This window comes from Propionicimonas paludicola, from assembly GCF_002563675.1.
Lineage (GTDB): Bacteria > Actinomycetota > Actinomycetes > Propionibacteriales > Propionibacteriaceae > Propionicimonas > Propionicimonas paludicola.
In genome coordinates this window covers 2,991,649-3,014,415 of the sequence record NZ_PDJC01000001.1, presented here as the reverse complement: position 1 = coordinate 3,014,415, position 22,767 = coordinate 2,991,649, and the positions used below count along the sequence as shown (strand labels likewise).

Genomic DNA, 22,767 nt, shown 5'->3' with positions numbered 1-22,767 from the left:
GCGGCGAAAGTTGGAGCCCGGGGCTACCGCGGCCCGACGCCCTATGAGGATAGGTCGTGCCGGTCACTTCACCAAACATCTCGCCGCGCGATGACGCGCCGTGGTCCACGCGGACGAAGCCGTCAGCCTCCGGGCCTCAGGCCAGCCGGTCCTCGCGCCACAGCTTGGCGCAGGCGGTGAGGTCGGCGGCCATGTCCTGCAGCCGCAGAGCCTGGGCCACGGCCCGGGTGCCGGCGGTGACGTCCGCACGTCCGGCGGAAACGACAAGGCAGAAGGCGGCGGCGCGCTCCAGAGCGACCGCGAGATCCCCGGCGAACACGCCGCGCAGGATCTCCTCGGCGACCCGACGCACTTCGTCCGGGCCGGGCGGTTCGGCCCCGGCGACCACGTGGTTCACCTCGGTGAAGCGGACGCCGGCCGCATACTCCCTTGCCACGCCCATGGCGTCGGTGGCCACCCACTCGCGCAGCAGGTACAGCCGCCACAACGCACCCGGCAGCGACCGTGCCGGACGGGCCGACCAGAGCTCGGCCAGGGTGTCCAGCCCGATCTCGTCGGTGATCGCCACCAGTCGGTCCGTGGCCGCCGGATCGGCGTTGGCTCGTCCGACCTTCACCAGGACTGCGGCCGTCTCGTGGGCGGCATGCAGCGCGGCGATCGGGTCGGAACGCTCACCGATCGCCTCCAAGGCGGACGGCTCCCGATAGCTCGGCCGATGCGGACGCGGGACTTCACTCACGCCAGTCAGGGTAACCCGGAGCACCCCCGGCCACACCACACCCGCCGGCTCAGCTGCGAGTGATGATCCACTTCGGCTGATCGCCCAGTTGCGGCAACTCGGTGGCGAAGAAGCTCGGATAGGCCGGGCGGTCTCGTCCGAACTCGGCCAGTGGCACCCATTCCAGCCACTCACGGACCCCGTCGAAGACCGTGCTGATCCCGTCCAGGACGATGCCCGGCCCGGCCTTCATCAGGAAGTAGAAGGTGAGTTCGTGGCAGTCGCGTCCGGCCAGCGAGGTGGTCGAGTCGCCGTTGAAGAAGTTCTCGTGGACGAAAGCCAGCCGCTCGATCTCCAGGGCGACCCCGGTCTCCTCACACACCTCACGGCGCACCGCGTCAGCAGCGGTCTCGCCGTGATGGACGCCGCCGCCGATCGAGTAGAAGTAAGGCTCGACCTCGTTGCGAGCCATCAGCACCCGGTCGCCGTCCAGGATGATGGCCGCCGCGCGGTAGCGAAACCAGCGTCCGTCCACGTCGAAGCCGCAGTCGAGTGGATCACTCATCGGCGTCCTCGTTCCTGGTTGCGCGTCCGGCTCGGACGCTACTCGGTCTCCGACGTCAGGGACGCAGCAGCACCTTGATGGCCCGCCGGGAGTCCATGGCGGCGTAGGCCTCTGCCACCTCGGCCAGCGGCAACTCGAGGTCGAAGACCTTGCCGGGGTGGATTCGTCCGGCCAGGACGAGCTCCATCAGTGCCGGCAGGTAGGCCCGGACCGGGGCCGGTCCACCGGCCAGCCCGACATTGCGCCAGAACAGTTGGGCGGCCGGCAGTTCGCCGTGCGGCAGCCCGACCGTCCCGATGGTGGCTCCCGGACGAGCGCAGGCCAGCGCCTGCAACCGGGCCTGCTCGGTGCCGACGCACTCCAGGACGGCGTCCGCGCCGATCCCCTCGGTGAGTTCGCGGACCTTGGCCGCGCCAGCCTCGTCCCGTTCGGCTATGACCGAGGTGGCACCGAACTCGATGGCCAGCTGCTGGCGGGCCTCGTGGCGGCTCATGGCGATCACCTGCTCAGCGCCCAACTGGGCGGCGGCCAGCACCGCGCACAGGCCGACGGCGCCGTCCCCGACCACGGCCACGCTCATCCCCGGACCGACACCGGCCGAGACCGCGGCGTGCCAGCCGGTGCCCATCACATCCGACAGGGTGAGCAGGTCGGCGATCTGCGATTCATCAGGCAGTTCAGGGGTAGCCACCAGGGTGCCGTCCGCGTTCGGGATCCGGATCAGCTCGGCCTGGCAGCCGTCGTAGGCACCGCCGTTGGGGCAGTTGGCCTGGGCGCCCTTGCGGCAGGTGGGGCAGGTGTTGTCGCAGTGATAGAAGCCACCGATGACGAACTGGCCGACGCTGACCCCGGTCACCGCCGATCCGATCTGCTCGACGATCCCGCAGTACTCGTGCCCGATGGCGACCGGCTTGGGGACGTCCCCGATGCCGCGGTAGCGCCACAGGTCGGAGCCGCACACGCAGGTGGCGACCGTCCGCACGATGGCGTCGGTCGGCTCGATGATCACCGGGTCGGGCCGGTCCTCCAGCCGGACGTCGCCGGCCCCATGAATCACGGTGGAACGCATGGCTTCAGTCCACCACGCCCGGACGCCGCCGGCCACGCTGCCCGCGCCGGAACGAAGTGTCAGCCAGGTGTGCGAGACTCGAATGGTGCGCGCTTATCGGGAGATTCTGAACATTCCCGGCGCTCTCAGATTCTGTGCGGCCGGTCTTGTCGCCCGCTCCGGCGGGGCGATGATGGGGCTCGGGCTGGTCTTGATGGTTTCGGCCATCTACGGCAGCTACGGCCTGGCCGGTGCGGTGACTGCGGCGAATGCCGTCTGCTGGGCGCTGGGCACCGCTGTGCTGTCGAACCTGGTCGACCGGTTCGGGCAGCGCCGGGTGATGTACCCGGCGGCCATCTTGTCGGCCATCGCGCTGGCGGTCACCGTGGTGCTGGCCGTGATGCAGGCACCGGCGTGGACGCTGTTCGCCCCGGTGATGATTTCCGGGGCCACCGGTGGTGCCCCCGGCGCGTTGGTGCGAGCCCGCTGGTCCTATGTCACCGACAACCCCGACCAACTGCACGTGGCGTTCTCTCTGGAGTCCACCCTGGACGAGGTGGCCTACATGGTCGGCCCGGTGGTGGCCACCGCGCTGTCCACCGGCGTCCATCCGGCCGCCGGCCTGATCGCCCCGATCATCCTCGGCCTGGTCGGAGCGCAGTGGTTCTACTCGCAGCGGTCCACCGAGCCGCCGGTGCAGGATCGTCCGGCGGCCCCCGAAGGCGCGGCCTGGCGACAGCTCGTCCTGCTGGTTCCCGGGGTTGGGGCAGTGGTCGCGGTGAACCTGCTGATCGGAACCGTCTTCGGGGCCATCGACGTGAGCGTGGTGGCTGCGGCCACCGACTGGAACGCTCGTCCGGCGTCCGGCCTGATCCTGGCTGTGTTCTCGCTGGCCTCGGCGATGGCCGGCTTCTACTACGGCGCGCGCCGCTGGGCCTCGCCGCTGCCGCGGCGGTTCCTGATCGGGGTCGCGGCCATGTTCGCGGCCACCATGGCTCTGTGCCTGGCCAACTCAACCTGGCTGCTGGCGGCCTTGGGCCTGCTGGTCGGCATCACCGTGGCGCCCACCCTGATCAACGGCAACTCGCTGATCGAACGGCTCGTCCACCCGGCCCGGCTCACTGAAGGCCTGGCCTGGATGGGCACCGGGATCGGGATCGGCGCCTCGATCGGCTCGGGGGTGGCCGGCCATGTGATCGACCTGGGCGGCTACTCGCTCGGCCTGTACTCGGTGGCGGTGTTCGGCGCACTGACCGCGATCATCGCCTTCGCCTCGGCCCGCGTCCTGGGACGTGCGGTGGCCAGCGACGATCCGGCAGCGGTGGCCGGCTGAGCGGCGCCGTCCGGCCCCACCTGAGCGGACGCCGTCCGCCCCGATGTCGAATCGCTCGCCTCAGCGGCGGCGCTCGCGATAACTTGCGCTAGCACACCCCGTTCAGCGCCGATCGACGGCGCCAGCGCAAGGAGGTCATCGGTGAGCGAACCGCTGCGAATCGGCATTCTGGGAGCGGCCCGGATCGCTGAAAGAGCCGTAGTTGCGCCCGCAAAGGCCCTCGGCGCCGAGGTCGTGGCGATAGCTGCCCGCAGCCCGGAGAAGGCGCAGGCCTACGCCGCGCAGTTCGGGATCGCGCAGGCCTACGGTAGTTACGCAGAATTGCTTTCCGACCCTGCGGTCGAGGTGGTCTACAACGCCCTGCCGAACAGCGAGCACGTCCGCTGGAACCTGGCCGCGTTGCGGGCCGGCAAGCACGTCCTGTCCGAGAAGCCGTTCGGCAGCAATGCCGCCGAGGCCCGCCTGGTCGCCGCCGAGCCGAAGGACGGTCTGGTGGTCTTCGAGGGCTTCCACCACCGCTATCACCCGGTCTACAAGCGCCTGCTCGAGCTGACCGGCAATGGCACCATCGGCCAGGTCACCGCCCTGAAGGTGCAGATGAAGTTCGACTGCACCGATCTGTCCGACATCCGTTGGCTGTGGCCGCTGGCCGGCGGCTCGCTCATGGACCTGGGTTGCTACACCATCCATGTGGCCAGGGACGTGGCCCAGGTGCTCGGCGGCTCCGTCCGTCCGGTCCGGGCGAGCGCCACCGCCCATGCCGGTCTCGACCCGCGTGTGGACGCCACCGCGACCGTGATCGCCGAACTGCCCGGCGGAGCTACGGCCACTCTGGAGTCCAGCCTGGAGGGTCCGCAGGAGATGTCGATCCTGGTCACCGGCACCGAAGGCACGCTGTTCCAGCCGAACTTCATCGACCTCACCAGCGACGACCGACTGATCATCGAGACCGGCGTCGGCCAGCGGGTGGAACGGCTGGGGACGGTCAGCACCTACACCCACCAGCTCGGCGCAGTGATCGCCGCGATCCGGGACGGGGCCGGCTTCCCGACCGACCTGGACAACGCCATCGCGAACATGGACGTGATCGACGAGTGCTACCGCCTGGCCGGGCTGCCGGTGCGGGAGTCGACCCTCTAGGCGTCCGCGGCGTGCTTCACAGAAGGCATCCGCAGTCGAGGCGAGTGCTCGCTGAGGCGAGCGAACCGGCGGCTGGCTAGCCGATGAGGCTATCCTGGCTACGATTTTCTGCACGCCAACCAATGACGGTGAGGGCTCGACAGTGACCAAGCGCGCCACTTTGGCCGATGTGGCCAAGCTCGCCGGCCTGTCCACGACCACGGTCAGCATGGTGCTGAACAACCGCCCGAACACCCGGCTGTCCGAGCAGGCGGCCGAGCGGGTCCGGGCGGCGGCGGCCGCACTGGACTACCGGCCGAATCCGGCCGCCCGCGGCCTGCGCACCGGCACCACTCGCACCATCGGCTTCATCTCCGACGAGGTCACCGTCACCCGCTACGCCTCGGCGATCATCAGTGGGCTGCTCGAAGAGGCCGAAGCCCACGACCATTCGCTGCTGATCACCGAGTCCGGACGTCCGGGCCAGCTGGAGAAGCTGGTCAGCCTGATGCTGGACCGGCGCACCGACGGCATCGTGTTCGGCCTGATGCGTGCCCGCCAACTGGAGCTGCCGCCGCTCACTGACGTGAACACGATCCTGGTCAACGCCACGTCGACGGCCGGCCACCCGTGCGTCCTGCCGGATGAGTACCGGGCCGGCTACCAGGCCGTGAAGTACCTCACTGAGCGCGGGCATCGCCGGATCGGCTTCATCGGACGCTCCGCCGACCTGCTCGAGCCGGCCTCCTCGGCCACGGTTGCCGAGCGCTACGCCGGGATGGACGCCGCCCTGGCCGAAGAGGGGATCGAGCTCGTCCACCAGGTCGACGGCAAGTACTGGGAGCCCGGCCTGGGCTACTCCGGTGCCGAGGAGATCTTCACGGCCGGGCCGGTGACCGCCATGATCGCGGCCAACGACCGGGTGGCGTTCGGGATCTACCAGTCCGCCCAGGAGCGCGGCTTGAAGGTGCCCGACGACTTGTCGGTGATCTCCTTCGACGACGAGTACCTGGCCTCGTACCTGCGTCCGCAGCTGACCACGATGCAGATCCCGTACCGGGAGATGGGTCGCACGGCCATGCAGCTGCTGCTCAGCCGGCAGGCGCCGCCGCTGACCCTGGTGCCGATGCCGGTCCAGGAGCGTGGCTCGGTTCGTCCGCTGAACTGAGCGGATCGTTCGTCCGCCGCGCTACTCGTTCGTCCGCCGCGCTACCGGTTGCCGAGGCCGTGCTACCGGTTGGTTGCGGTGCTACCGGTGTATGGGTAGCGCGGTGAGGGAAGCGGTAGCACGGTGAGAGACGGACGGAGCTGGTCTTGATCGCCGCCGGCCTGAGTCGCTTCGACGAGGCGGGCCGATGTCGTATCGTTCGAGGGCAGCCGGTGCTCGACCGGCCGGGGAGGGGGCGCGATGAAGTTCTGGTTCGTCGGCGCAGGTGCGATCGGCAGCTACATCGGCGGCTCGCTGGCCGCGGCCGGACACGACGTCACCTTCAGTGAGCAGCCGGACGCTGCTGCGGCGATCGCCGCGCAGGGCCTGGTGCTGACCCGGGACGGTCAGCCTCAGACCGTCCGCAACTTCCGGATCTTCGGCTCCACGGCAGAGGTGCTCGACGCCGGCCCCTACGACGTGGCCGTGGTGGCCCTCAAATCCTTCGACACCCCGGCCTTCCTGGACTCGCTGATCGCCACCGGGCGCGAACTGCCGGCCATGCTCAGCCTGCAGAACGGCGTGGCCAATGAGCCGTTGCTGGCCTCTCGACTGGGCGCGGACAAGGTGCTCAGCGGAACCGTGACCACCGCAGTCGGTAAGCCCGGGATGGGCCAGGTGGTCGAGGAGAAGCGCCGCGGGGTGGGCATCGCCACCACCCATCCGCTGGCGGCATCGCTGTTGGCCGCGCTGAACGACGCGTCCCTGAACGGGATCGGCTACCCGGACGCGGCCGCCATGAAGTGGTCCAAGCTGCTCACCAACCTGACCGGAAACGCCACCTCGGCCATCTTGGACGAGCCGGTCGGGGCCCTGTTCGCCGATCCGCGCAGCTATCGGATCGAGTTGGCCGTGCTGCGGGAATGCCTGGCCGTGATGGCTGCGCTCGGGCTACGTCCGACCGATCTGCCCGGCACCCCGGTCCGGGCGCTGGCGCTGGGCACCAAGCTGCCCCGGTTCATCGCCCAGCCGGCGCTGGCCAAGGCGCTCGGCGGTGGCCGCGGCGACAAGATGCCGAGCTTCCACATCGATCTGCGCTCCGGACGCGGCCAGACCGAGGTTCGTTTCCTCAACGGGGCCGTTGCTGAGGCAGGTGCCGCTCACGGCGTCCCTACCCCGGTGAACCGACTGCTCACCGACACCCTCGAGGCGCTGTCCTCCGGCCAGCTCCCCCTGGACACCTACCGTCACAACCCGGACGCGCTGCTGGCCCAGCTCTAACCCCGGGGACGGTTCCATCACCGTCCACCCTGCTCAGGCCGAATCGTGAGGACGGTTCCATCACCGTCCAGCCCAGCCGGGCAGAATCAGAGAGGAGGTCCGATGACCGGTTCCCTTGTCTGGTTCCGCCGCGACCTGCGTAGCTATGACCACGCCGCGCTGCATCACGCCTTGGCCGCCCGCGGACGCGTGCACGCCGTCTTCGTCTTCGACCCCGCCCTGCTGGATCCGCTGCCGCGGGCCGATCGACGTGTCGAGTTCATCCGGCACAGCCTGGCCGCCCTGGACGCCGAGCTGCGCGCCGCCGGCGGGGGCCTGATCGTCCGGCACGGGAACCCGGTGGACGAAATCCCGACGCTGGCCCGCGAGCTCGGCGTCACCGCCGTGCACACCAACACCGACTACGAGCCGTCCGCGATCGCCCGGGACGCAGCCGTGGCCCACGCCCTCACCGACGCCGGCATCGGTTGGCATTCCTGGGTTGACCAGGTGATCTTCGCTCCCGGCCAGGTACTCACCGGCGATGGACGCCCGTTCACGGTCTTCACGCCGTTCCGGACCGCCTGGCTGCGCCGGCTGGCCGCCGAGCCGGCACGTCCCTACCCGATCGACCTGACCGGACGTCTGGCCGCACCGCCGGCCCAGGCCGCGGTGCCCAGCCTTGCCGAACTCGGCTTCGAAACAGTGGACGGCCCGGACGGCGCCGGCACCAGTGCAGCGCGGCGGCTGCTAGCCGACTTCCTGTACCGGATCGACGACTACCACGAGGCCCGCGACTTCCCGGCCCAGCCGGGCACCAGCCGACTGAGCGTCCACCTGCGCTTCGGGACGATCTCGGTGCGCGAGCTGGTGGCCCTGGCCGCTGACCGGGCCGCCGCCGGCTCGACCGGTGCGGAGTCCTGGCTGAGCGAGCTGGTCTGGCGTGAGTTCTACTCCCAGCTGCTGGCCCATCATCCGAGGGTGGCCACCGAGGCCTTCCAGCCCGGCTACAGCCGAATCGAATGGGCCTTCGGCGAGCAGGCCGATCTGCAGTTCGAGGCCTGGTGCGCCGGACGCACCGGCTACCCACTGGTCGACGCCGGGATGCGCCAGCTGAACCGGACCGGCTACCTGCACAACCGGCTACGGATGGTCACGGCCAGCTTCCTGGTCAAGGATCTGGGCATCGACTGGCGTCGCGGTGAGGCCTACTTCGCCCGGCAGTTGCTCGACTTCGACCTGGCCTCGAACAACGGTGGCTGGCAGTGGACCGCGTCCACCGGCTGCGATGCGCAGCCGTACTTCCGGATCTTCAGCCCGGTCCGGCAGAGCCAGCGGTTCGATCCGACTGGGGCGTTCATCAGGTCATTCGTCCCCGAGTTGGCCGGACTGGACGATCGCAGCATCCACGCCCCGTGGCTCCTGCGGACCTCGGTGCTGGCCGCGGCCGGGGTACGGCTAGGTCAGGACTACCCGACGCCGCTGGTCGACCACGCCACGGCCCGTCAGCTGACCTTGGAGCGGTTCGCCTCGACCCGCACGCTGCGCGCCTGAGCGGACGGCCGCGGTTCCGTCCGTCCGCTTCGCTACCGGTCACTCCGCTTCGCTACCGGTGACCCCACTTCGCTACCCGTCCAGCGGTAGCGAAGTGACCCTACGAGTAGCGAAGCGCCACCACGGGTAGCGAAGCGACGGGCGGGCGCGTGACGGAGCGGGGACGAGTGGCGAGGCGAGGCGGCCAGACCGGGAGCGAAGCCGAGGTCAGATCCGGCGGACCAGCCCGGTCTCATAGGCGAACAGCACCAGGCCGACTCGGTCGCGCACCTGGAGCTTGGCCAGCAGCCGTCCGATGTGGGTCTTCACGGTGCCTTCGGCCATGTACAGCCGGGTGGCGATTTCGGCATTGGTGGCGCCGGCCGCGATCTCGGTGAGCACCTCGCGCTCGCGATCGGTGAGCACGTCGAGTCGGTGGTCGACGCCTTCCGGGCTGGTCGGCAGAGTAGGCAGTACATGGTCGAGTAGCCGCCGAGTGGCCGACGGGGCGATCACGGCCTCGCCGGCGGCGACCGTGCGGATGGCGTTCAGCAGTTCCTCGGGACGGGCGTCCTTCAGCATGAATCCGCTTGCCCCGGCCTTGAGCGCGCTGAAGACGTACTCGTCCAGATCGAAGGTGGTCAGCACCAGCACCCGAGTCGGCAAGCCCTCGGCCACGATCCGACGAGTGGCCTCGACCCCGTCCATCACCGGCATCCGGATGTCCATCAGCACCACGTCGGTGGGCGTCCGCCGCACCTCGCGGACGGTCTCAGCCCCGTCGGCACCCTCGCCGACCACCTCGAGATCGTCCTCGGCACCGATCAGCATCCGAAAGCCGCTGCGAACCAGCGCCTGATCGTCGGCCAGAAACACCCGAATCGGGCTCATCGCCATCCTCCATCTTGGCTGACCGGCCCGAGCACCGGCAGCACTGCAGTCACTTGGAAGCCGCCGCCCGGCCGCGGACGAGCGTGCAGGCGTCCGCCCATCGACGCGACCCGCTCGCTCATCCCGCGCAGTCCATGCCCCGGGGTCTCCGGGACGCCGGCCGTGGCTCCGAGGCCATTGTCCAGCACGTCCACCACGATCTCGGTCGAGCCATAGGTGACCGTCACCATCGCGGTGGCGTCCGGGCCGGCGTGCTTGAGGAAGTTGGTCAGCGCCTCCTGCACCACCCGATAGACGGTCAGCTCCAGCGCGGGCGAGGGACGCGTGGGCGGGCGTCCTTGAATGCTCAGCTGGACCCGGTCGGAGGTCCGCGAGACCAGTTCGGGAATGTCTTCCAGCCGTGGCGCCGGGGCGAAGTCGGCCGCACCCGAGCTCGGGTCGCGCAGCACGCCCAGGATCCGACGCATTTCCATCAGCGCCTCGCGGCCGGTTTCGGCGATCGTGGTCAGCGCCTCGGTGGCGGCCTCGGGCTTCTTCGCAGCCAATGCCCGTCCACCCTCGGCCTGGACGATCATCACCGACAGTGAGTGCGCCACGATGTCGTGCAACTCGGACGCGATCTGGTTGCGGGTGCGCGATTCGGCCAGCCGGGTCAGCTGCTCCCGCTCGGCGACCATCGTCCGGTAGCGCTCTTCGGCGGCGGCCACCCGGCCCAGGTGCGCCTCGCTGGACTCGCGGACGCGGCGTCCCACGGCGTACGGGGTGACCACCAGCGCCATGCAGACGAAGCTGTACAAAGCCAGTCCGACAAGGTCTTTCACGCTGAGGTAGGACGGATCTGTGACCACCCAGCGCAGTGGCCCCAGGACCGCGCCGATCGCTCCGACCGCCAACGTCACCCGGGCCTCATGGCCGGGGATCCAGCGGGCCACTGAGTAGGCGACGATCGGGACCGCGACCAGGGTGGCCATCGGAGTGTCGGAGACCACCACCTGGCCGAGCCCGGCCAGGGTGACCCCGGCCAGCGCCAGCAGCGGGGAGTGGCGACGCAGCACCAGCGAGCCGATCATCAAGGCCGCGGTGAACAGCTGCGCGCCGGCGGTCAGGTGGCTGATGCCGCGAATGCTGTACGGCGGAATGGTCAGCAGGCCCAGCCCGAAGGCCATCATGGCGTCGAGCACCCAGTCGTGGCGGGTGGCGCCGGGCGGGAAGAGAAGGTCTGCGTGGTGCATCGTCCTCCAGCCTAGATGAGCGCCCTAGAGCGGACGCTCTCAACCGACTCACAGCGCCGAACCGACCTCCTCCGTCCTCAGCGTGCTCTCCCTCGCAGGCTCGGCGGAGGGGGAGCAGGACGAGTGGGTCCAGCTAGCATGGGCGCAATCCGGAAGGGGTCCATATGACGGCTGGAGTGCTCAAGGCGTTCGCCGCAGGCGCGCTGCTGACCGTGCTGGCCGGCTGCACCTCGGCGCCGGCACCGGTGCCGAGCCCCTCCCCGACCGTGTCGAGCAGCACGTCCGCCCTGGCCAAGCTCGGGCCGGGCGACTGCCTTGGCGCCCTGGACGACGGCAGCTTCGACCTCGCCAAGGTGGCATCGACATCCTGCACCGGCCCGCACCACTGGGAGGTCAGCGAGGTCGTCCCGCTCACCGGCGAGGACTACCCCGGCGCGATCGACCTCAAGCAGCAGGCCGACGCCGATTGTGGCACTGCCTTCGCCGACTACGTCGGGGCCGAGCCTGGGTACAGCCGATACCTGCCCAGCTACCTGGTGCCGGACGAGACCGCCTGGTCTGACCCGAGCAGCCGACGGGCGGTCTGCCTGGCCGGCTCGGCCACCGAGGAGTTGCGTGCCTCGATCAAGGGCGACACCCAGCTGTTCGCCCGGATCGGTGAGTGCACCCAGTCCAACGGTGCCGCCACAGCACCCAAGGTGGTCCCGTGCACGAGGCCCCATGAGTACGAGGCCTACGCCGAGAAGCAGTGGACGGGCAAGGCCGCCCCGACCAAGGCCGAATCCGAGAAGCTCTACACCGAGGTCTGCGTGAAGGAGTTCACGAAGTTCGTCGGCATCGATGTGGGACGCTCCCGCTACGAGATCGCCGCCTTCGTGGCGCCGGCCGATGCCTGGGACAAGATCGCCGACCACCGACTTGTCTGCACCGTGGGCACGGCAGGTGGCACCCTCACCGGCTCGGTGAAGGGCAGCAAGGAGTAGCTCCTGGCGGGGGCCTCAGCCGCCGGGCAGGGTGCTGAAGTCGCTGACCTCGAAGCTCGGGTCGGTCTTGTCCGGGTGCGAGCTGAGCACCAGGTCCACGAAGACCTCGGCGGCCTGCTCGATCCGAGCGTCCAACCCGACCGAGGCGCCCCAGTCGGCAGTCGCCGCGAACACCGGGACGGCCGACACCAGCGCCCGCAGGTAGTAGAAGAGCGGCACCATGGCGTACTCGATCACCAGCGAGTGCCGCGCGGTGCCTCCGGTCGCGGCCGGGAGCACCGGCCGTCCACGCATCAGGTCACGACCCAGCGCATCGAAGAACAGCTTGAACAGCCCGGTGTAGGAGCCGTTGTAGACCCCGGTCACCGCGATCACGCCGTCCGCAGCCCGCACCTGGGCGAAGGCCTCCTCGAGCTTGGCGCTCGGTAGCCCGGTGACCAGGTGGTTGGCCAGGTCGGACGCGATTGTGCGCAGCTCCAGGTGGTTCACCACCACCGAGCTGCCGCGCTCGGCGAGGGCGGCCTGCGCCGCCTCGCCGAGCCGGGTTCCGAGCAGCCGGCTGCTGGAGTTCGCACCGGTGCCGGAGCTGACCACCAGCAGTTCGGTCATCGTCCGGCCTCGCCGGCTCCGACCAGCTCGCGCTCGTCCGTGGTGGCTTCGGCGGCGTCCCGGGCGGCGACCAGGGACGCGTGGGTCGGAGCGTCCGGGATGTGCGCCGGACGACCTTCGGCGAAGCCCTTGCGCAGCTCGGGCAGCAGCTCGCCGAGGATGTCCAACTGCTCCAGGACGGTCTTCAACGGCAGGCCGGCGTGGTCGAGCAGGAACAGCTGACGCTGGTAGTGACCGACGTGCTGGCGGAAGGACAGCGTCCGCTCGAGCACCTGCTGCGGCGAACCGACGGTCAGCGGGGTCTCGGCCATGAACTCCTCCAGGCTGGGCCCGTGACCGTAGACCGGAGCCACGTCGAAGTACGGACGGAACTCGTTGATCGCGTCCTGGGAGTTCTTGCGGGCGAAGAACTGGCCGCCGAGCCCGACGATCGCGGTGTCGGCCGGGCCGTGCCCGTGGAACTCGAAACGACGGCGGTACAGGTTCACCATCTGCTTGGTGTGACCCATGTTCCAGAAGATGTTGTTGTGGAAGAAGCCGTCACCGTAGAAGGCGGCCTGCTCGGCGATCTGCGGCGAGCGGATCGAGCCGTGCCAGACGAACGGGGCCACCCCGTCCAGCGGCTGCGGGGCCAGAGTGAAGCCGTTCAGCGGGGTGCGGAACTTGCCCTCCCAGTTGACGACCTCCTCACGCCACAGCCGGCGCAGCAGCGCGTAGTTCTCGACGGCCAGGTCGATGCCGTCACGAATGTCCTTGCCGAACCAGGGGTAGACCGGGCCGGTGTTGCCGCGGCCGAGCATCAGATCGACCCGGCCGTCGGCCAGGTGCTGCAGCACCGAGTAGTCCTCGGCGATCTTCACCGGGTCGTTCGTGGTGATCAGCGTGGTCGCCGTGGAGAGCATGATCTTCGAGGTTTGCGCGGCGATGTAGCCCAGCAGCGTGGTGGGCGAGGACGGGTGGAACGGCGGGTTGTGGTGCTCGCCGATCGCGAAGACGTCCAGGCCGATCTCCTCGGCCTTGCGCGCGATGGCGACCGAGGCCTTGATCCGCTCGTGCTCACTCGGGGTCCGCCCGGTGGTCGGATCGGTGGTGACATCACCGACGCTGAACAACCCGATCTGCATAGCTACTCCATTTGGTTGCAGTTTCAACTACTCGGTAGAACCGGATGCGGTGCCTCGATATTCCCAGGCCTGCGTCGGAGGCGACAGCGCGGTGAGCGGCCAGACAACCCCGCTGAGCGTGAGTGAACCGGCCCGACTACGCGACATTCGCACCCTCGGGACGTCCCCAGCGCCGCGGAGGCGCGAGAATGGCCGACATGAACCCGCTCGCCCTGGCCTGGGTCTGGCCCGACAGTCTGATCGCCGTCGGGATCATCGTGGTGATCGCCGTGCTCACTCGCTGGCTGATCGTCCGCGCCATCAGCCTGGCCAGCCGATCAGCGATCAAGCGTGCCCGGGCCCAGCGCGATCGCACGTTGAGCCGGGCCGAGCGGCTGCTCAGCCAAGCCACCGGGCTCGACTCCGAACGTGCCGAGCAGCGGATCCGGACGGTCGCCTCGCTGTCGCGCAATCTGGTCTCGATCACGGTCGTGGTGATCGGCCTGCTCACCATCATGTCGGTCTTCGACATCCCGACCGCACCGCTGCTGGCCTCAGCCGGGGTCGGCGGTCTGGTGCTGGCCTTCGGCGCACAGAGCCTGATCAAGGACTTCATCTCCGGGATCTTCATGATCATGGAGGACCAGTACGGCGTTGGCGACCTGGTGGACGTCGGCGAGGTCCGCGGCACCGTGGAGGAGGTTGGGCTGCGGGTCACCCAGGTCCGCGACCTGACCGGCACCCTGTGGTACGTCCGCAATGGCGAGATCCTGCGGGTCGGCAACCAGAGCCAGGGCTGGTCGACCGCCATCATCGACGTCCCGGTAGCGCAGGACGAGGACTCGGAGCGGGTGATCGAGATTCTCGACCAGGTCGCCGCCGACGCCGAGGATGACGAGGAGCTCTCCAAGGTGCTGCTGGAGCGTCCTGCCGTGGCCGGAGTGAACTCAGTCTCGGCCACCACGATGATCATCCGGATGACCGCCAAGGCCACCGCGAATCAGCACTTCGGCGTCCAGCGCACTCTGCTGGCTCGCAGCATGGCCGCCCTGGCCAAGGCCGGCGTTCGCGGCCCGGTGACCACCTTCGGCGTGGTCGGCCAGCAGTAGCCGGCTACTCGTCGACCGCGTCGGAACTCGGCAGCGGCGCCCGGAGCACGCGCTCGACCCGATCAGCCGGTGTCAGACCGCCGACTTCGTCGTTATCAGAGGGGTTCCGGAGGCCAACTCGCATCCGAGCGCCAATGTCGTCGTTATGGGCCGCCGTGAGCCAGGTCATTACGACAACATTGGCGGTCACGCTGATCCGCGGCAGCGAGACCGTGCTGACAACCACAACATCGGAGGTCGCGTTCAGCACCCCAGGGCTCGAGCGACCCGATCGACCACCACGGCAGGGTCGGTCATGATCTCCTTGGCCTGCCAGCGCACGAAGCGGTAGCCGAGGTCGCGCAGCACCTGCTCCCGTTCCTTCTCCAGGACGTAGCCGCTGGGGTCGGCGTACTTGACGGCACCATCGCACTCGCCGATCAGCTTGTCCTCCCACAGAGCATCCGGGAAGAAGGTCCCGCGATGGGTCCGCACCTCGGCCTGAAAGCGCGGACGAGGAAGCCCGGCCAGCTCGAAGTGACCGGCCGACAACGACTCCGCCGCAGACTCCCGACTTGGGTCGACCAGGGCCACCATCGGCCGAATCCGTGCGCAGTGGATGGTGGCTGCCGCCTCAGTCAGGAGGGTCGCGGCCGCCTCGACCAGGCGCCGGTTCGCGTAGTCGCGACGTCGGATGGTGGGGACGAGTCCCTGGCAGATCAGCCGGGCCGCAGCATCGAGCAGCACCAACGCCTCCGGCAGGGTCAGTCGGGCAGCGAGATCGACGGCCGTTCGCGCCGGGCTGGTCACCGGGTAGCCGGAGGGGTCGCGCTGTACCTGCGTGAGTGGCAGCGCCGCGACGCGATGGACGCTCGCCCGTGCCCGCGAACGGTGTCCGCCGGGCGGCAGGGTCACGCAGACCGGGAGGTCGTGCCACCCGCCGAAGCCCGGTGCCGGCAGCGACCACACCAGGGCGGCCGTCTGATGACTCAGCACCGCATCTGGGTTCACCACGAGCTCGGCATGCCCCCGGATCACATGCTGCTCGCCGGCATCAGCGGGCCAGCTCGCCGCGCTGAGATACACACCGTCGCGCATCGTGATCAGCTCGCCGCTGCGCAGCCGACTGCGGATCATGGCCTCGGTGACGCCCATGGCCAGCAGGGTGGCCCGGCTGACTGGTTGGGGCGGCAGGGGCCACGGCATCGGCTTTCGCACGTTGATCAGCGTGAGTCAGCCGCGCACTGCTGCGGAAGCGGTCGACGCAGATCTGTGGACGACAGCCGTGGCGATCAGCTGGTTCCACAGGTCCGGCGGGTATCCGCGACCAACGAGCGCCCGCCCGGGCACACCGTTCGCAGAACCTATCCCTTCCTCACCCACGCCCCACTCCACCGACAGCCGAGGCACTCACCCAGCCACCATGTTCAAGAACGGTGTGCCCGGGTGGGCTCCAGAAGGTGAGCCACAGGGGCCGCCCGCTCACCGCTCCAGGTTGGGACGGAAGTGGACGACGCTGCGTGGAAAGGCCTCAGTTCGGAGCCGGAGCGGACGCCAGGCTGCGGGTCGAGCCGATCGAGGCGATGACCACACACACCATCGCCACCAGCTCGACCCAACTCAGCTGCTCGCCGAGCACCAGCAGTGCGAACGCGGCCGCGGTGGCCGGCTCCAAGCTCATCAGGATCCCGAATACCCCGGACGGGATCGAGCGCAGCGCCACCATTTCCAGGCCATAGGGGATCACCGAGCTGAGCAGGCCGACCAGGGCACCCAGCAGCAGTACCTTGGGCTGCAGCAGGTCGGCCCCACCGGCGATCAGGCCCGGCACCAGGAAGAGCGCCGCACCGACCATCGAGCCCATCGAGACTCCGGTGATGCCTTCCCAGGAGCGTCCCGTGCCCCGGCCGAGCACGATGTAGCCGGCCCAGGCCACCCCGGCCAGCAGCGCGAAGCCGACTCCGATCCAGTCGATGCTGACCGGGAAGACGCCGAGCAGCGCCACGCCGATCGCGGCCAGCAGCACCCACAAGACATCGCGAAGCCGGCGTGAGCTGAACAAGGCCAGGCTCAGCGGGCCCAGGAACTCGATGGTCACGGCCAGCCCGATCGGGATCCGCGAGAAGGCCATGTAGATCGACCAGTTCATGGTGGCCAGCGCCAGCCCGTAGCCGAGCACCACTCGCCATTCGGCCGCGCTGCGTCCGCGCACCCGGGGACGGGCGATCACCCAGAAGATCACGGCGGCCACGGCCATCCGCAGCCAGGCGACCGCGGTCGGCGCGGCCAGCGGGAACAGCGACTTCGCGAAGGCCGCACCCAGCTGGACGGACGCGATCGAGCCGATCACCAGCCACACCGGGCTCAGCCAGGTCGGGAGCTTCAGGCTCATGCGGGCAGGAACTCGTCGTGCGCCGGGCAGGTCACCAGGTGGTCGTTGAACATTCCGACGGCTTGGGCGAATGCGTAGACGATGGTCGGCCCACAGAACCGGAAGCCGAGCTTCTTCAGCTGCTTGGACAGCGCATCGGTGCGCGGATCGGTCGCCACGTAGTCGAGCGGGCTGACCATCTCCCGGTCGATCTGGACTCCGCCGACCGCATCCCACATCAGGGCAGAGAAACCACCCGGGTAGGTGGCCTCGACCTGCTGCCAGGCCCGGGCATTGCCGATGGCTGCCTCGATCTTTCCGCGATGCCGGACGATCCCAGCGTCGCCGAGGAGGCGCACCACGTCCGGCTCGCCCCAGTCGGCGATCACGTCCGGATCGAGTCCGGCGAAGCCGGCGTAGAAGGCGTCCCGCTTGCGCAGGATGGTGATCCAGGCCAGGCCGGCCTGGAAGCCGTCCAGGATCAACTTGGCGAACAGCGCCTTGCTGTCATGGACGGGGCGCCCCCACTCGTCGTCGTGATAGGCGACGTACAGCGGATCATCCCCGCACCAACCGCAGCGCTCGCCCATCCGTCCGCCCTTTCGTCGGACTCATGCTAGGCCGAAGCTCCGACACCGGTGCGCGCTGCACACGCACCGGGCGGGTACAGCTCAGTCCTGGCCGAACTCGAGGAACATGACGCCCTCGGTCAGTCTGATCCGGTAGGTGTAGTTGCCCGGCTCGAGCGGCTGCTCGCCCACGTAGTCGATCGGGGTGATCCGATAGGGGTGCCCGTCAACCTTCGCCTCCAGGCTGGCGAGGCGGTAGGCCACCTTGAGGCCCATGTACTCGCTGTAGGTGCCCGGGGCCATCGCGCCTTCCCTGATGACGAGTCCATCCTGGAAGCCGAGCTTCACATCGCGCACGGTGACGCCGGTGTCGTTGTAGATCCGGACGTGCACCCCAGCGGTCGGGCTCGACGTCGCCACCGGCGGCTCGGTTGGGGTGGGGGTTGCCGACGGCACACCGATCTCCCCGGGGACGGAGTTGGTCGGGTTCGGGGTGGGGGTGGGCTTGGTCTGCGTCCCGTCAGCCCGGACGAGGCGCATCACTGCTTCATCATTGCCGCCGAAGAACTCCAGGAGATCCGCGCTGAGGCGAGCCTGAACCGTGTTGTCCAGTGCCTTGGCGAAGCGCTTCTGCAGCGCGGGGTCGCAGCCGTCCGTGACCTGTCCGCCGGTGGCGGCGAAGCTGAAGTCGAGAAGAACGCCACGCGGTGCGAACCGGTAGCTGCGCTGGCCGGTGTTGCAGCCGTCATTGGTCAGGGCCTTCGTCTCGGACGTGAAGGTGACACTCGGCTCGCTGGCGTTGCCCTTGGCCGCCACGGGCTGTCCGTCCAGCTGGATGACCGACCACCGGCTGCCGATGAGCTTGCTCGGATCGAACCAGCTGCTCGGCGACGCCGTCGGCGACGGGGCGGACGGAACGGCGGGCACCCCTGCAGAGGGACGCAAGGCCACCATGGTCACGCCCAACCCGGCGACGACCAGCACCGCAGCCGCGGCAGCCAGCCAGCGCGGCGGCGTCCAGCGAGTCTCGGGGACGAAGTCGGGGGACGACGCCCGGGCGATCACCTCGTCGATGTCGACCCGGACTCCGCCGGGACGATCGGCCACGGCCTGACGCAGGCCCTCGCGGAAAGTGCGCTCCAAGTCGTTCATTTCCCCTCCTCAATCCGTGAGCGCAGCCTCTTCAGCGCCCGGTTCACGTGGGATCGCGCGGTCGCCTCCCGGCAGCCCAGCGCGGTGGCGATCTCGGCATAGCTGAGGTCGCCGTAGAAGCGCAGCACCACCGCGGCCCGCTGGTCGGGCGCCAACTGCTGGCACAACCGCCAGACCTGATCGCTGGCCGCCACCGCCACGGACGGATCCGCGCCCACCGGAGCCGACGCCAGCAGCGCCGGGTCGGCCACACTGAGCGCCCGCGGTCGCCGCCGGATGACACCCAGGCAGGCGTTCACCAGCGTGCGATGGACGTACGCCTCGAACTCATCTCCGGAGGGCAGCTTCGCCCAGCGCCGGTAGAGCCCGGCCAGGGCGTCCTGCACGGCATCCTCGGCATCGGCGAGGTTGCCGGTGATCAGCCAGGCCAAGTCCCCCAGGCGCCGGCTGCGACTTCGTACGAAGTCGCTGAAGGCGGCGTCCCGGCCGGTCTCGACAGTCATGGTGACAGCATCCGTTCCCACACCTACAACAAGTCGGAGCGGGGCCGATTCGTTGCGGCGTTCGTACAACAGTTGGCCCACCGCTGCGCGAACCGGTCACGAATCTCGTTCTCCGCGCCCCCGTCCGGACCCGCTTCACACTAGGGTGAACGTGTGGACGCACCATGGGTGAAGCACTATCAGCCAGGGGTTCCGGCCCAGATCGAACTGCCAACAGAGTCGTTGGTTGCGCTGTATGAGCGCTCGGTCAGCGAGGCCGCGAACTCGATCGCTTTGGAGTTCTTCGGACGCACCACGACCTATGCCGCCTTCGGTGAGCAGGTCGAGCGGGTGGCCGAGGGACTTCGTCGACTCGGCGTGCACGCCGGCGACCGGGTGGCCCTGGTGCTGCCCAACTCGCCGCAGCATGTGATCGCCTTCTACGCCGTGCTGCGGTTGGGCGCGGTCGTGGTCGAGCACAACCCGCTCTACACCGAGCGTGAGTTGCGCCATCAGTTCGAGGATCACGGCGCCCGGGTGGCGATCTGCTGGGACGTCGCCGTCGCCAAACTGCAGGCACTGCCGGACGACATCGCGCTGTCCAAGATCGTGGCCGTGAACCTGCTGAAGGCGTTCCCGAAGCTGAAGGCCATGGCCCTGCACCTGCCCGTCCGCAAGCTGCGCGATACCCGGGCCAAGCTGACCCAGCCGACCTCGGGCACCCTGTCCTGGGAGCAGCTGGTGGCCTCCCCTCGGATCGATCCGGAGCACCCGAAGCCGAGCGTCCATGACCTGGCCGTGATCCAGTACACCTCGGGCACCACCGGGGTCTCCAAGGGTGCGATGCTCAGCCACTACAACCTGTTCGCCAATGCCCGGCAGGGCGAGGCCTGGATGCACGGCGCGCAGTACCGCAAAGAGAACTTCTACGCGATCCTGCCGATGTTCCACGCCTTCGGGATGACCCTGTTCCTCACCTACGGGATCTTGAAGCAGGCCCGGCTGGTGATTTTCCCGTCCTTCGATGTGGATCTGGTGCTGGCCGCGGCCAAGAAGACCCCACCGACGGTGTACTGCGCCGTCCCGCCGATCTACGAGAAGACCGCGGCCGAGGCCAAGAAGCGTGGGATCAGCCTGCGCTCGGCGAAGTACTGCATCTCCGGGGCCATGAACCTGCCCGAGTCGGTGGTCGAGCTGTGGGAAAGCGTCTCCGGCGGGCTGCTGGTCGAGGGCTACGGGATGACCGAGGCGTCCCCGGTCTGCCTGGGCAACCCGTTCGCGCCGTCCCGGCGGTCCGGGACGATCGGAATCCCGTTCCCGAGCACCTACATGAAGGTGGTCGACACCGAGGATCCGACCAAGGAGGTCGGCGTCGGTGAGCGCGGCGAGCTGCTGATCAAGGGCCCGCAGGTCTTCCACGGCTACTGGAACAACGTCGCCGACACCGAGAAGACGCTGCTGCCCGGCGGCTGGCTGCGTACCGGCGACGTGGTGACCGTGGACGCCGACGGCTTCACCACCATCGTCGACCGGGTCAAGGAGCTGATCATCACCGGTGGCTTCAACGTGGCCCCGTCCGAGGTGGAGGCCGTGCTGCGCACCCATCCGGATCTGGCCGACGCCGCGGTGATCGGGGTGCCCTCGCCGCACGGCGGCGAGAAGGTCGTGGCGCTGGTGCTGCTGCGTCCGGAAGGCAGCCTCGACGAGAAGGCCATGCGGGCCTGGTGTCGCGAGCGACTGGCCGCCTACAAGGTGCCCAAGCAGATCGTCGTGGTCTCCGACTTCCCGCGCTCGATGCTGGGCAAAGTCCTGCGCAAGCAGCTTCGCGACGAGTTCCTCACCCGCCAGGGCTGACCCGGCCGGATCAGGAGGGCAGCGGCGCCACGGTGGCCGCGTCGTCGGCCTGCCAGCGGGAGAGCACGGCGAGCGCGACCAGGAAGGTCAGGGCACAGGCGATGCCGCCGATGGCCAGCGTCCAGCGCGGACCCCAGGCGTCGCCGATCCAGCCGATCAGCGGAGCGCCCAGCGGCGTCCCGCCCAGGAAGATCGCCTGGTACAGCGCCATCACCCGGCCACGCATCACCGGCTCGGTGGACATCTGGACGGACGCATTGGCTGCCGTCATCACGGTCAGCGCGGCCAGGCCGGTCGGCACCAGCAGCACGGCGTAGGACCAGTAGCCGGGCATCACCGACAGCCCGATCTCGGCCAGCGCGAACGCGCCCAGCGAGCCGACGATTAGCTTCCAGGGCAGGTCCACCCGCCGGGCCGCCATCAGGCCGGCCGACAGCGAGCCGATCGCCAGCACCGAGCCGAGCAGACCGTACTGAACCGGGCCCACCTGGAACACGGCGGTCGCCATCAGCGCATTGGTGATCTGGAAGTTCATTCCGAAGGTGCCCAGCATGAACACGATGAACATGGCCAGCATGATGTCCGGACGCCTGCGGACGTAACGAACCCCGTCCATCACTGCTCCCTTGGCCCGAACCCGGGGAGCCGGGGTGAGCCGCTCGGGATCCATCCGGGCCAGCGCGGCCAGGACGGCCAGGAAGCTGAGTCCGTTGATGGCCAGCGCGGGACCGACGCCCCACCAGCCGATGATCAGTCCGGCCACGGCCGGTCCGATCAGCCGGGCCGCGTGGAATGAGGTGGTGTTCAGGCCGACCGCATTGGGGATGAGCTTGTCGCTGACCATCTCGGGCGCGAAGGCCTGCCGGGCCGGACCGTCGAAGGCCGCCGCCACGCCGAGCAGGGTGGCCAGCAGGTAGACGTGCCACAGCTGGATCCAGCCGCCGATCACCAGGACCGCCATGGTCACGCCGATCAGGCCTTGGGCGGTCTGGGTGCACATCAGCAGCCGGCGCTTGGACAGCCGATCGGCCAGCGCTCCGGCGTACGGCGCGAACAGCGCGATCGGCAGGAACTGCAGGCCGGTCACGATGCCCAGCGCCCAGGCCGAGTTGTTGGTCAGGACGGTCAGCACCAGCCAGTCCTGGGCGACGCGGGCCATCCAGGTGCCGATGTTCGAGATCAGCCCTCCGGTCCAGAACAGCCGGTAGTTGCGAATGCTGAGTGAGGCGAAAGTGGGCACCCGCTGGGCAGCGGCGGTGCTCACGCGTCCAACACCCGGTTCAAGACCTCGGTGGCCGCACGCAGAATCTCCTGGTCGGCCTCGCTGAGCCCGGCCAGCCGCCGCATCATCCAGTCGTCCCGGGCGTGGACGGTCTGCTCCAGCGCGTCCCGGCCGGAATCGGTCAGGGCGACCAGCTTGGAACGTCCATCGTTCGGGTTGCTGGCCAGGCTGGCCAGTCCTCGCTCGACGAGGCAGTTCACGGTCCGGGTCATGGACGGCGCCGCGACCCGCTCCTGTTCGGCGAGTTCGCTGGGGGTGCGCGGCCCGTCCATCAGCTTGAACAGCGCGCTGGCGTGGTGGGGAGCCAGTTCCGGGTTGGCTTCGAAGCGCACTCGACGGCTCACCTGCTGGCAGGTAGTACGGACGGCGTTCGCCAGCTGGCCCAGATCTTCACTCACAGTTAGTTAGCTTAGCTCATTAGTTTGGCT

Annotated in this window: 23 protein-coding genes; 8 read left to right on the top strand and 15 right to left on the bottom strand. The window is 69.1% G+C overall.

The window, feature by feature from the left end; all coding sequences use genetic code 11:
* Positions 1-136: 136 nt before the first annotated feature.
* Genes ATK74_RS13950 through ATK74_RS13940 form a run of 3 tightly spaced genes read right to left on the bottom strand, consistent with a single transcriptional unit; the run spans position 137 to position 2,352 of the window.
* The gene (locus ATK74_RS13950; protein ID WP_098462289.1) at positions 137-739 is read right to left on the bottom strand and encodes a hypothetical protein; all 603 of its coding nucleotides are present in this window, start codon (positions 737-739) and stop codon (positions 137-139) included.
* A 49-nt stretch (positions 740-788) separates the two neighbouring features.
* The gene (locus ATK74_RS13945) at positions 789-1,283 is read right to left on the bottom strand and encodes an NUDIX hydrolase (protein WP_098461613.1); all 495 of its coding nucleotides are present in this window, start codon (positions 1,281-1,283) and stop codon (positions 789-791) included.
* 55 nt (positions 1,284-1,338) lie between these two features.
* Positions 1,339-2,352 (bottom strand): zinc-dependent alcohol dehydrogenase family protein, encoded by a 1,014-nt coding sequence (locus ATK74_RS13940; protein ID WP_098461612.1) that lies wholly within the window; start codon positions 2,350-2,352, stop codon positions 1,339-1,341.
* Between ATK74_RS13940 and ATK74_RS13935 the strand changes: the two genes are divergently transcribed.
* From ATK74_RS13935 to ATK74_RS13915, 5 genes are all read left to right on the top strand, one after another.
* Positions 2,351-3,664 (top strand): MFS transporter, encoded by a 1,314-nt coding sequence (locus ATK74_RS13935; protein ID WP_143483688.1) that lies wholly within the window; start codon positions 2,351-2,353, stop codon positions 3,662-3,664. The two genes, ATK74_RS13940 and ATK74_RS13935, sit on opposite strands and share 2 nt — an antisense overlap.
* A gap of 141 nt (positions 3,665-3,805) precedes the next feature.
* Positions 3,806-4,804, top strand: a complete 999-nt coding sequence (locus tag ATK74_RS13930; RefSeq protein ID WP_169923869.1) for a Gfo/Idh/MocA family protein — start codon at positions 3,806-3,808, stop codon at positions 4,802-4,804.
* A 142-nt stretch (positions 4,805-4,946) separates the two neighbouring features.
* Positions 4,947-5,951 (top strand): LacI family DNA-binding transcriptional regulator, encoded by a 1,005-nt coding sequence (locus ATK74_RS13925; RefSeq protein ID WP_098461609.1) that lies wholly within the window; start codon positions 4,947-4,949, stop codon positions 5,949-5,951.
* Between the two features lie 240 nt (positions 5,952-6,191).
* A complete protein-coding gene (locus ATK74_RS13920; protein ID WP_098461608.1) occupies positions 6,192-7,211 on the top strand; it encodes a ketopantoate reductase family protein in 1,020 nt (339 codons plus the stop codon).
* A gap of 102 nt (positions 7,212-7,313) precedes the next feature.
* On the top strand, positions 7,314-8,744 hold the full coding sequence (locus ATK74_RS13915) for a cryptochrome/photolyase family protein (protein WP_098461607.1): 1,431 nt from the start codon (positions 7,314-7,316) through the stop codon (positions 8,742-8,744).
* A gap of 207 nt (positions 8,745-8,951) precedes the next feature.
* Here the strand turns inward: ATK74_RS13915 and ATK74_RS13910 are convergent, their stop codons facing one another.
* Entirely contained in the window at positions 8,952-9,614 is a 663-nt protein-coding gene (locus ATK74_RS13910; RefSeq protein ID WP_098461606.1) for a response regulator, read from the bottom strand.
* On the bottom strand, positions 9,611-10,846 hold the full coding sequence (locus ATK74_RS13905) for a sensor histidine kinase (RefSeq protein ID WP_098461605.1): 1,236 nt from the start codon (positions 10,844-10,846) through the stop codon (positions 9,611-9,613). Before ATK74_RS13905 ends, ATK74_RS13910 begins: the two co-directional genes overlap by 4 nt.
* Before the next feature lie 164 nt (positions 10,847-11,010).
* On the opposite strand from ATK74_RS13905, the gene ATK74_RS13900 reads away from it, so the two are divergent.
* A complete protein-coding gene (locus tag ATK74_RS13900) occupies positions 11,011-11,829 on the top strand; it encodes a septum formation family protein (protein ID WP_098461604.1) in 819 nt (272 codons plus the stop codon).
* Positions 11,830-11,844: 15 nt separating this feature from the next.
* On the opposite strand, the gene ATK74_RS13895 is transcribed toward ATK74_RS13900, so the two are convergent.
* Positions 11,845-12,438 carry a CE1759 family FMN reductase gene (locus ATK74_RS13895; protein WP_098461603.1) on the bottom strand — a complete coding sequence of 198 codons (594 nt, stop codon included), beginning with the start codon at positions 12,436-12,438 and terminating at the stop codon, positions 11,845-11,847.
* A complete protein-coding gene (locus ATK74_RS13890; RefSeq protein ID WP_098461602.1) occupies positions 12,435-13,562 on the bottom strand; it encodes an LLM class flavin-dependent oxidoreductase in 1,128 nt (375 codons plus the stop codon). Before ATK74_RS13890 ends, ATK74_RS13895 begins: the two co-directional genes overlap by 4 nt.
* A gap of 197 nt (positions 13,563-13,759) precedes the next feature.
* On the opposite strand from ATK74_RS13890, the gene ATK74_RS13885 reads away from it, so the two are divergent.
* On the top strand, positions 13,760-14,650 hold the full coding sequence (locus ATK74_RS13885) for a mechanosensitive ion channel family protein (protein WP_098462287.1): 891 nt from the start codon (positions 13,760-13,762) through the stop codon (positions 14,648-14,650).
* A gap of 4 nt (positions 14,651-14,654) precedes the next feature.
* Here ATK74_RS13885 and ATK74_RS15465 read toward each other — a convergent pair whose 3' ends face one another.
* The 6 genes from ATK74_RS15465 to ATK74_RS13855 all read right to left on the bottom strand — a co-directional run bounded on the left by ATK74_RS15465 (position 14,655) and on the right by ATK74_RS13855 (position 19,224).
* The gene (locus ATK74_RS15465; protein ID WP_098461601.1) at positions 14,655-14,900 is read right to left on the bottom strand and encodes a hypothetical protein; all 246 of its coding nucleotides are present in this window, start codon (positions 14,898-14,900) and stop codon (positions 14,655-14,657) included.
* Positions 14,894-15,847 carry a hypothetical protein gene (locus ATK74_RS13875; protein ID WP_143483687.1) on the bottom strand — a complete coding sequence of 318 codons (954 nt, stop codon included), beginning with the start codon at positions 15,845-15,847 and terminating at the stop codon, positions 14,894-14,896. Before ATK74_RS13875 ends, ATK74_RS15465 begins: the two co-directional genes overlap by 7 nt.
* A 313-nt stretch (positions 15,848-16,160) precedes the next feature.
* Positions 16,161-17,021, bottom strand: a complete 861-nt coding sequence (locus ATK74_RS13870) for an EamA family transporter (protein WP_098461599.1) — start codon at positions 17,019-17,021, stop codon at positions 16,161-16,163.
* Complete coding sequence (locus ATK74_RS13865) at positions 17,018-17,590, bottom strand: DNA-3-methyladenine glycosylase I (protein ID WP_098461598.1); 573 nt, start codon at positions 17,588-17,590, stop codon at positions 17,018-17,020. Before ATK74_RS13865 ends, ATK74_RS13870 begins: the two co-directional genes overlap by 4 nt.
* 81 nt (positions 17,591-17,671) lie before the next feature.
* A complete protein-coding gene (locus tag ATK74_RS13860; protein ID WP_098461597.1) occupies positions 17,672-18,721 on the bottom strand; it encodes an META domain-containing protein in 1,050 nt (349 codons plus the stop codon).
* Positions 18,718-19,224, bottom strand: a complete 507-nt coding sequence (locus tag ATK74_RS13855) for an RNA polymerase sigma factor (protein WP_098461596.1) — start codon at positions 19,222-19,224, stop codon at positions 18,718-18,720. The genes ATK74_RS13860 and ATK74_RS13855 overlap by 4 nt, the downstream gene beginning before the upstream one ends.
* Positions 19,225-19,377: 153 nt before the next feature.
* On the opposite strand from ATK74_RS13855, the gene ATK74_RS13850 reads away from it, so the two are divergent.
* Positions 19,378-21,057 carry a long-chain-fatty-acid--CoA ligase gene (locus ATK74_RS13850; protein WP_098461595.1) on the top strand — a complete coding sequence of 560 codons (1,680 nt, stop codon included), beginning with the start codon at positions 19,378-19,380 and terminating at the stop codon, positions 21,055-21,057.
* Between the two features lie 10 nt (positions 21,058-21,067).
* On the opposite strand, the gene ATK74_RS13845 is transcribed toward ATK74_RS13850, so the two are convergent.
* Both ATK74_RS13845 and ATK74_RS13840 read right to left on the bottom strand, forming a co-directional pair.
* Positions 21,068-22,321, bottom strand: a complete 1,254-nt coding sequence (locus tag ATK74_RS13845; protein WP_098461594.1) for an MFS transporter — start codon at positions 22,319-22,321, stop codon at positions 21,068-21,070.
* On the bottom strand, positions 22,318-22,737 hold the full coding sequence (locus tag ATK74_RS13840) for a MarR family winged helix-turn-helix transcriptional regulator (protein WP_098461593.1): 420 nt from the start codon (positions 22,735-22,737) through the stop codon (positions 22,318-22,320). The genes ATK74_RS13845 and ATK74_RS13840 overlap by 4 nt, the downstream gene beginning before the upstream one ends.
* Positions 22,738-22,767 lie beyond the last annotated feature (30 nt).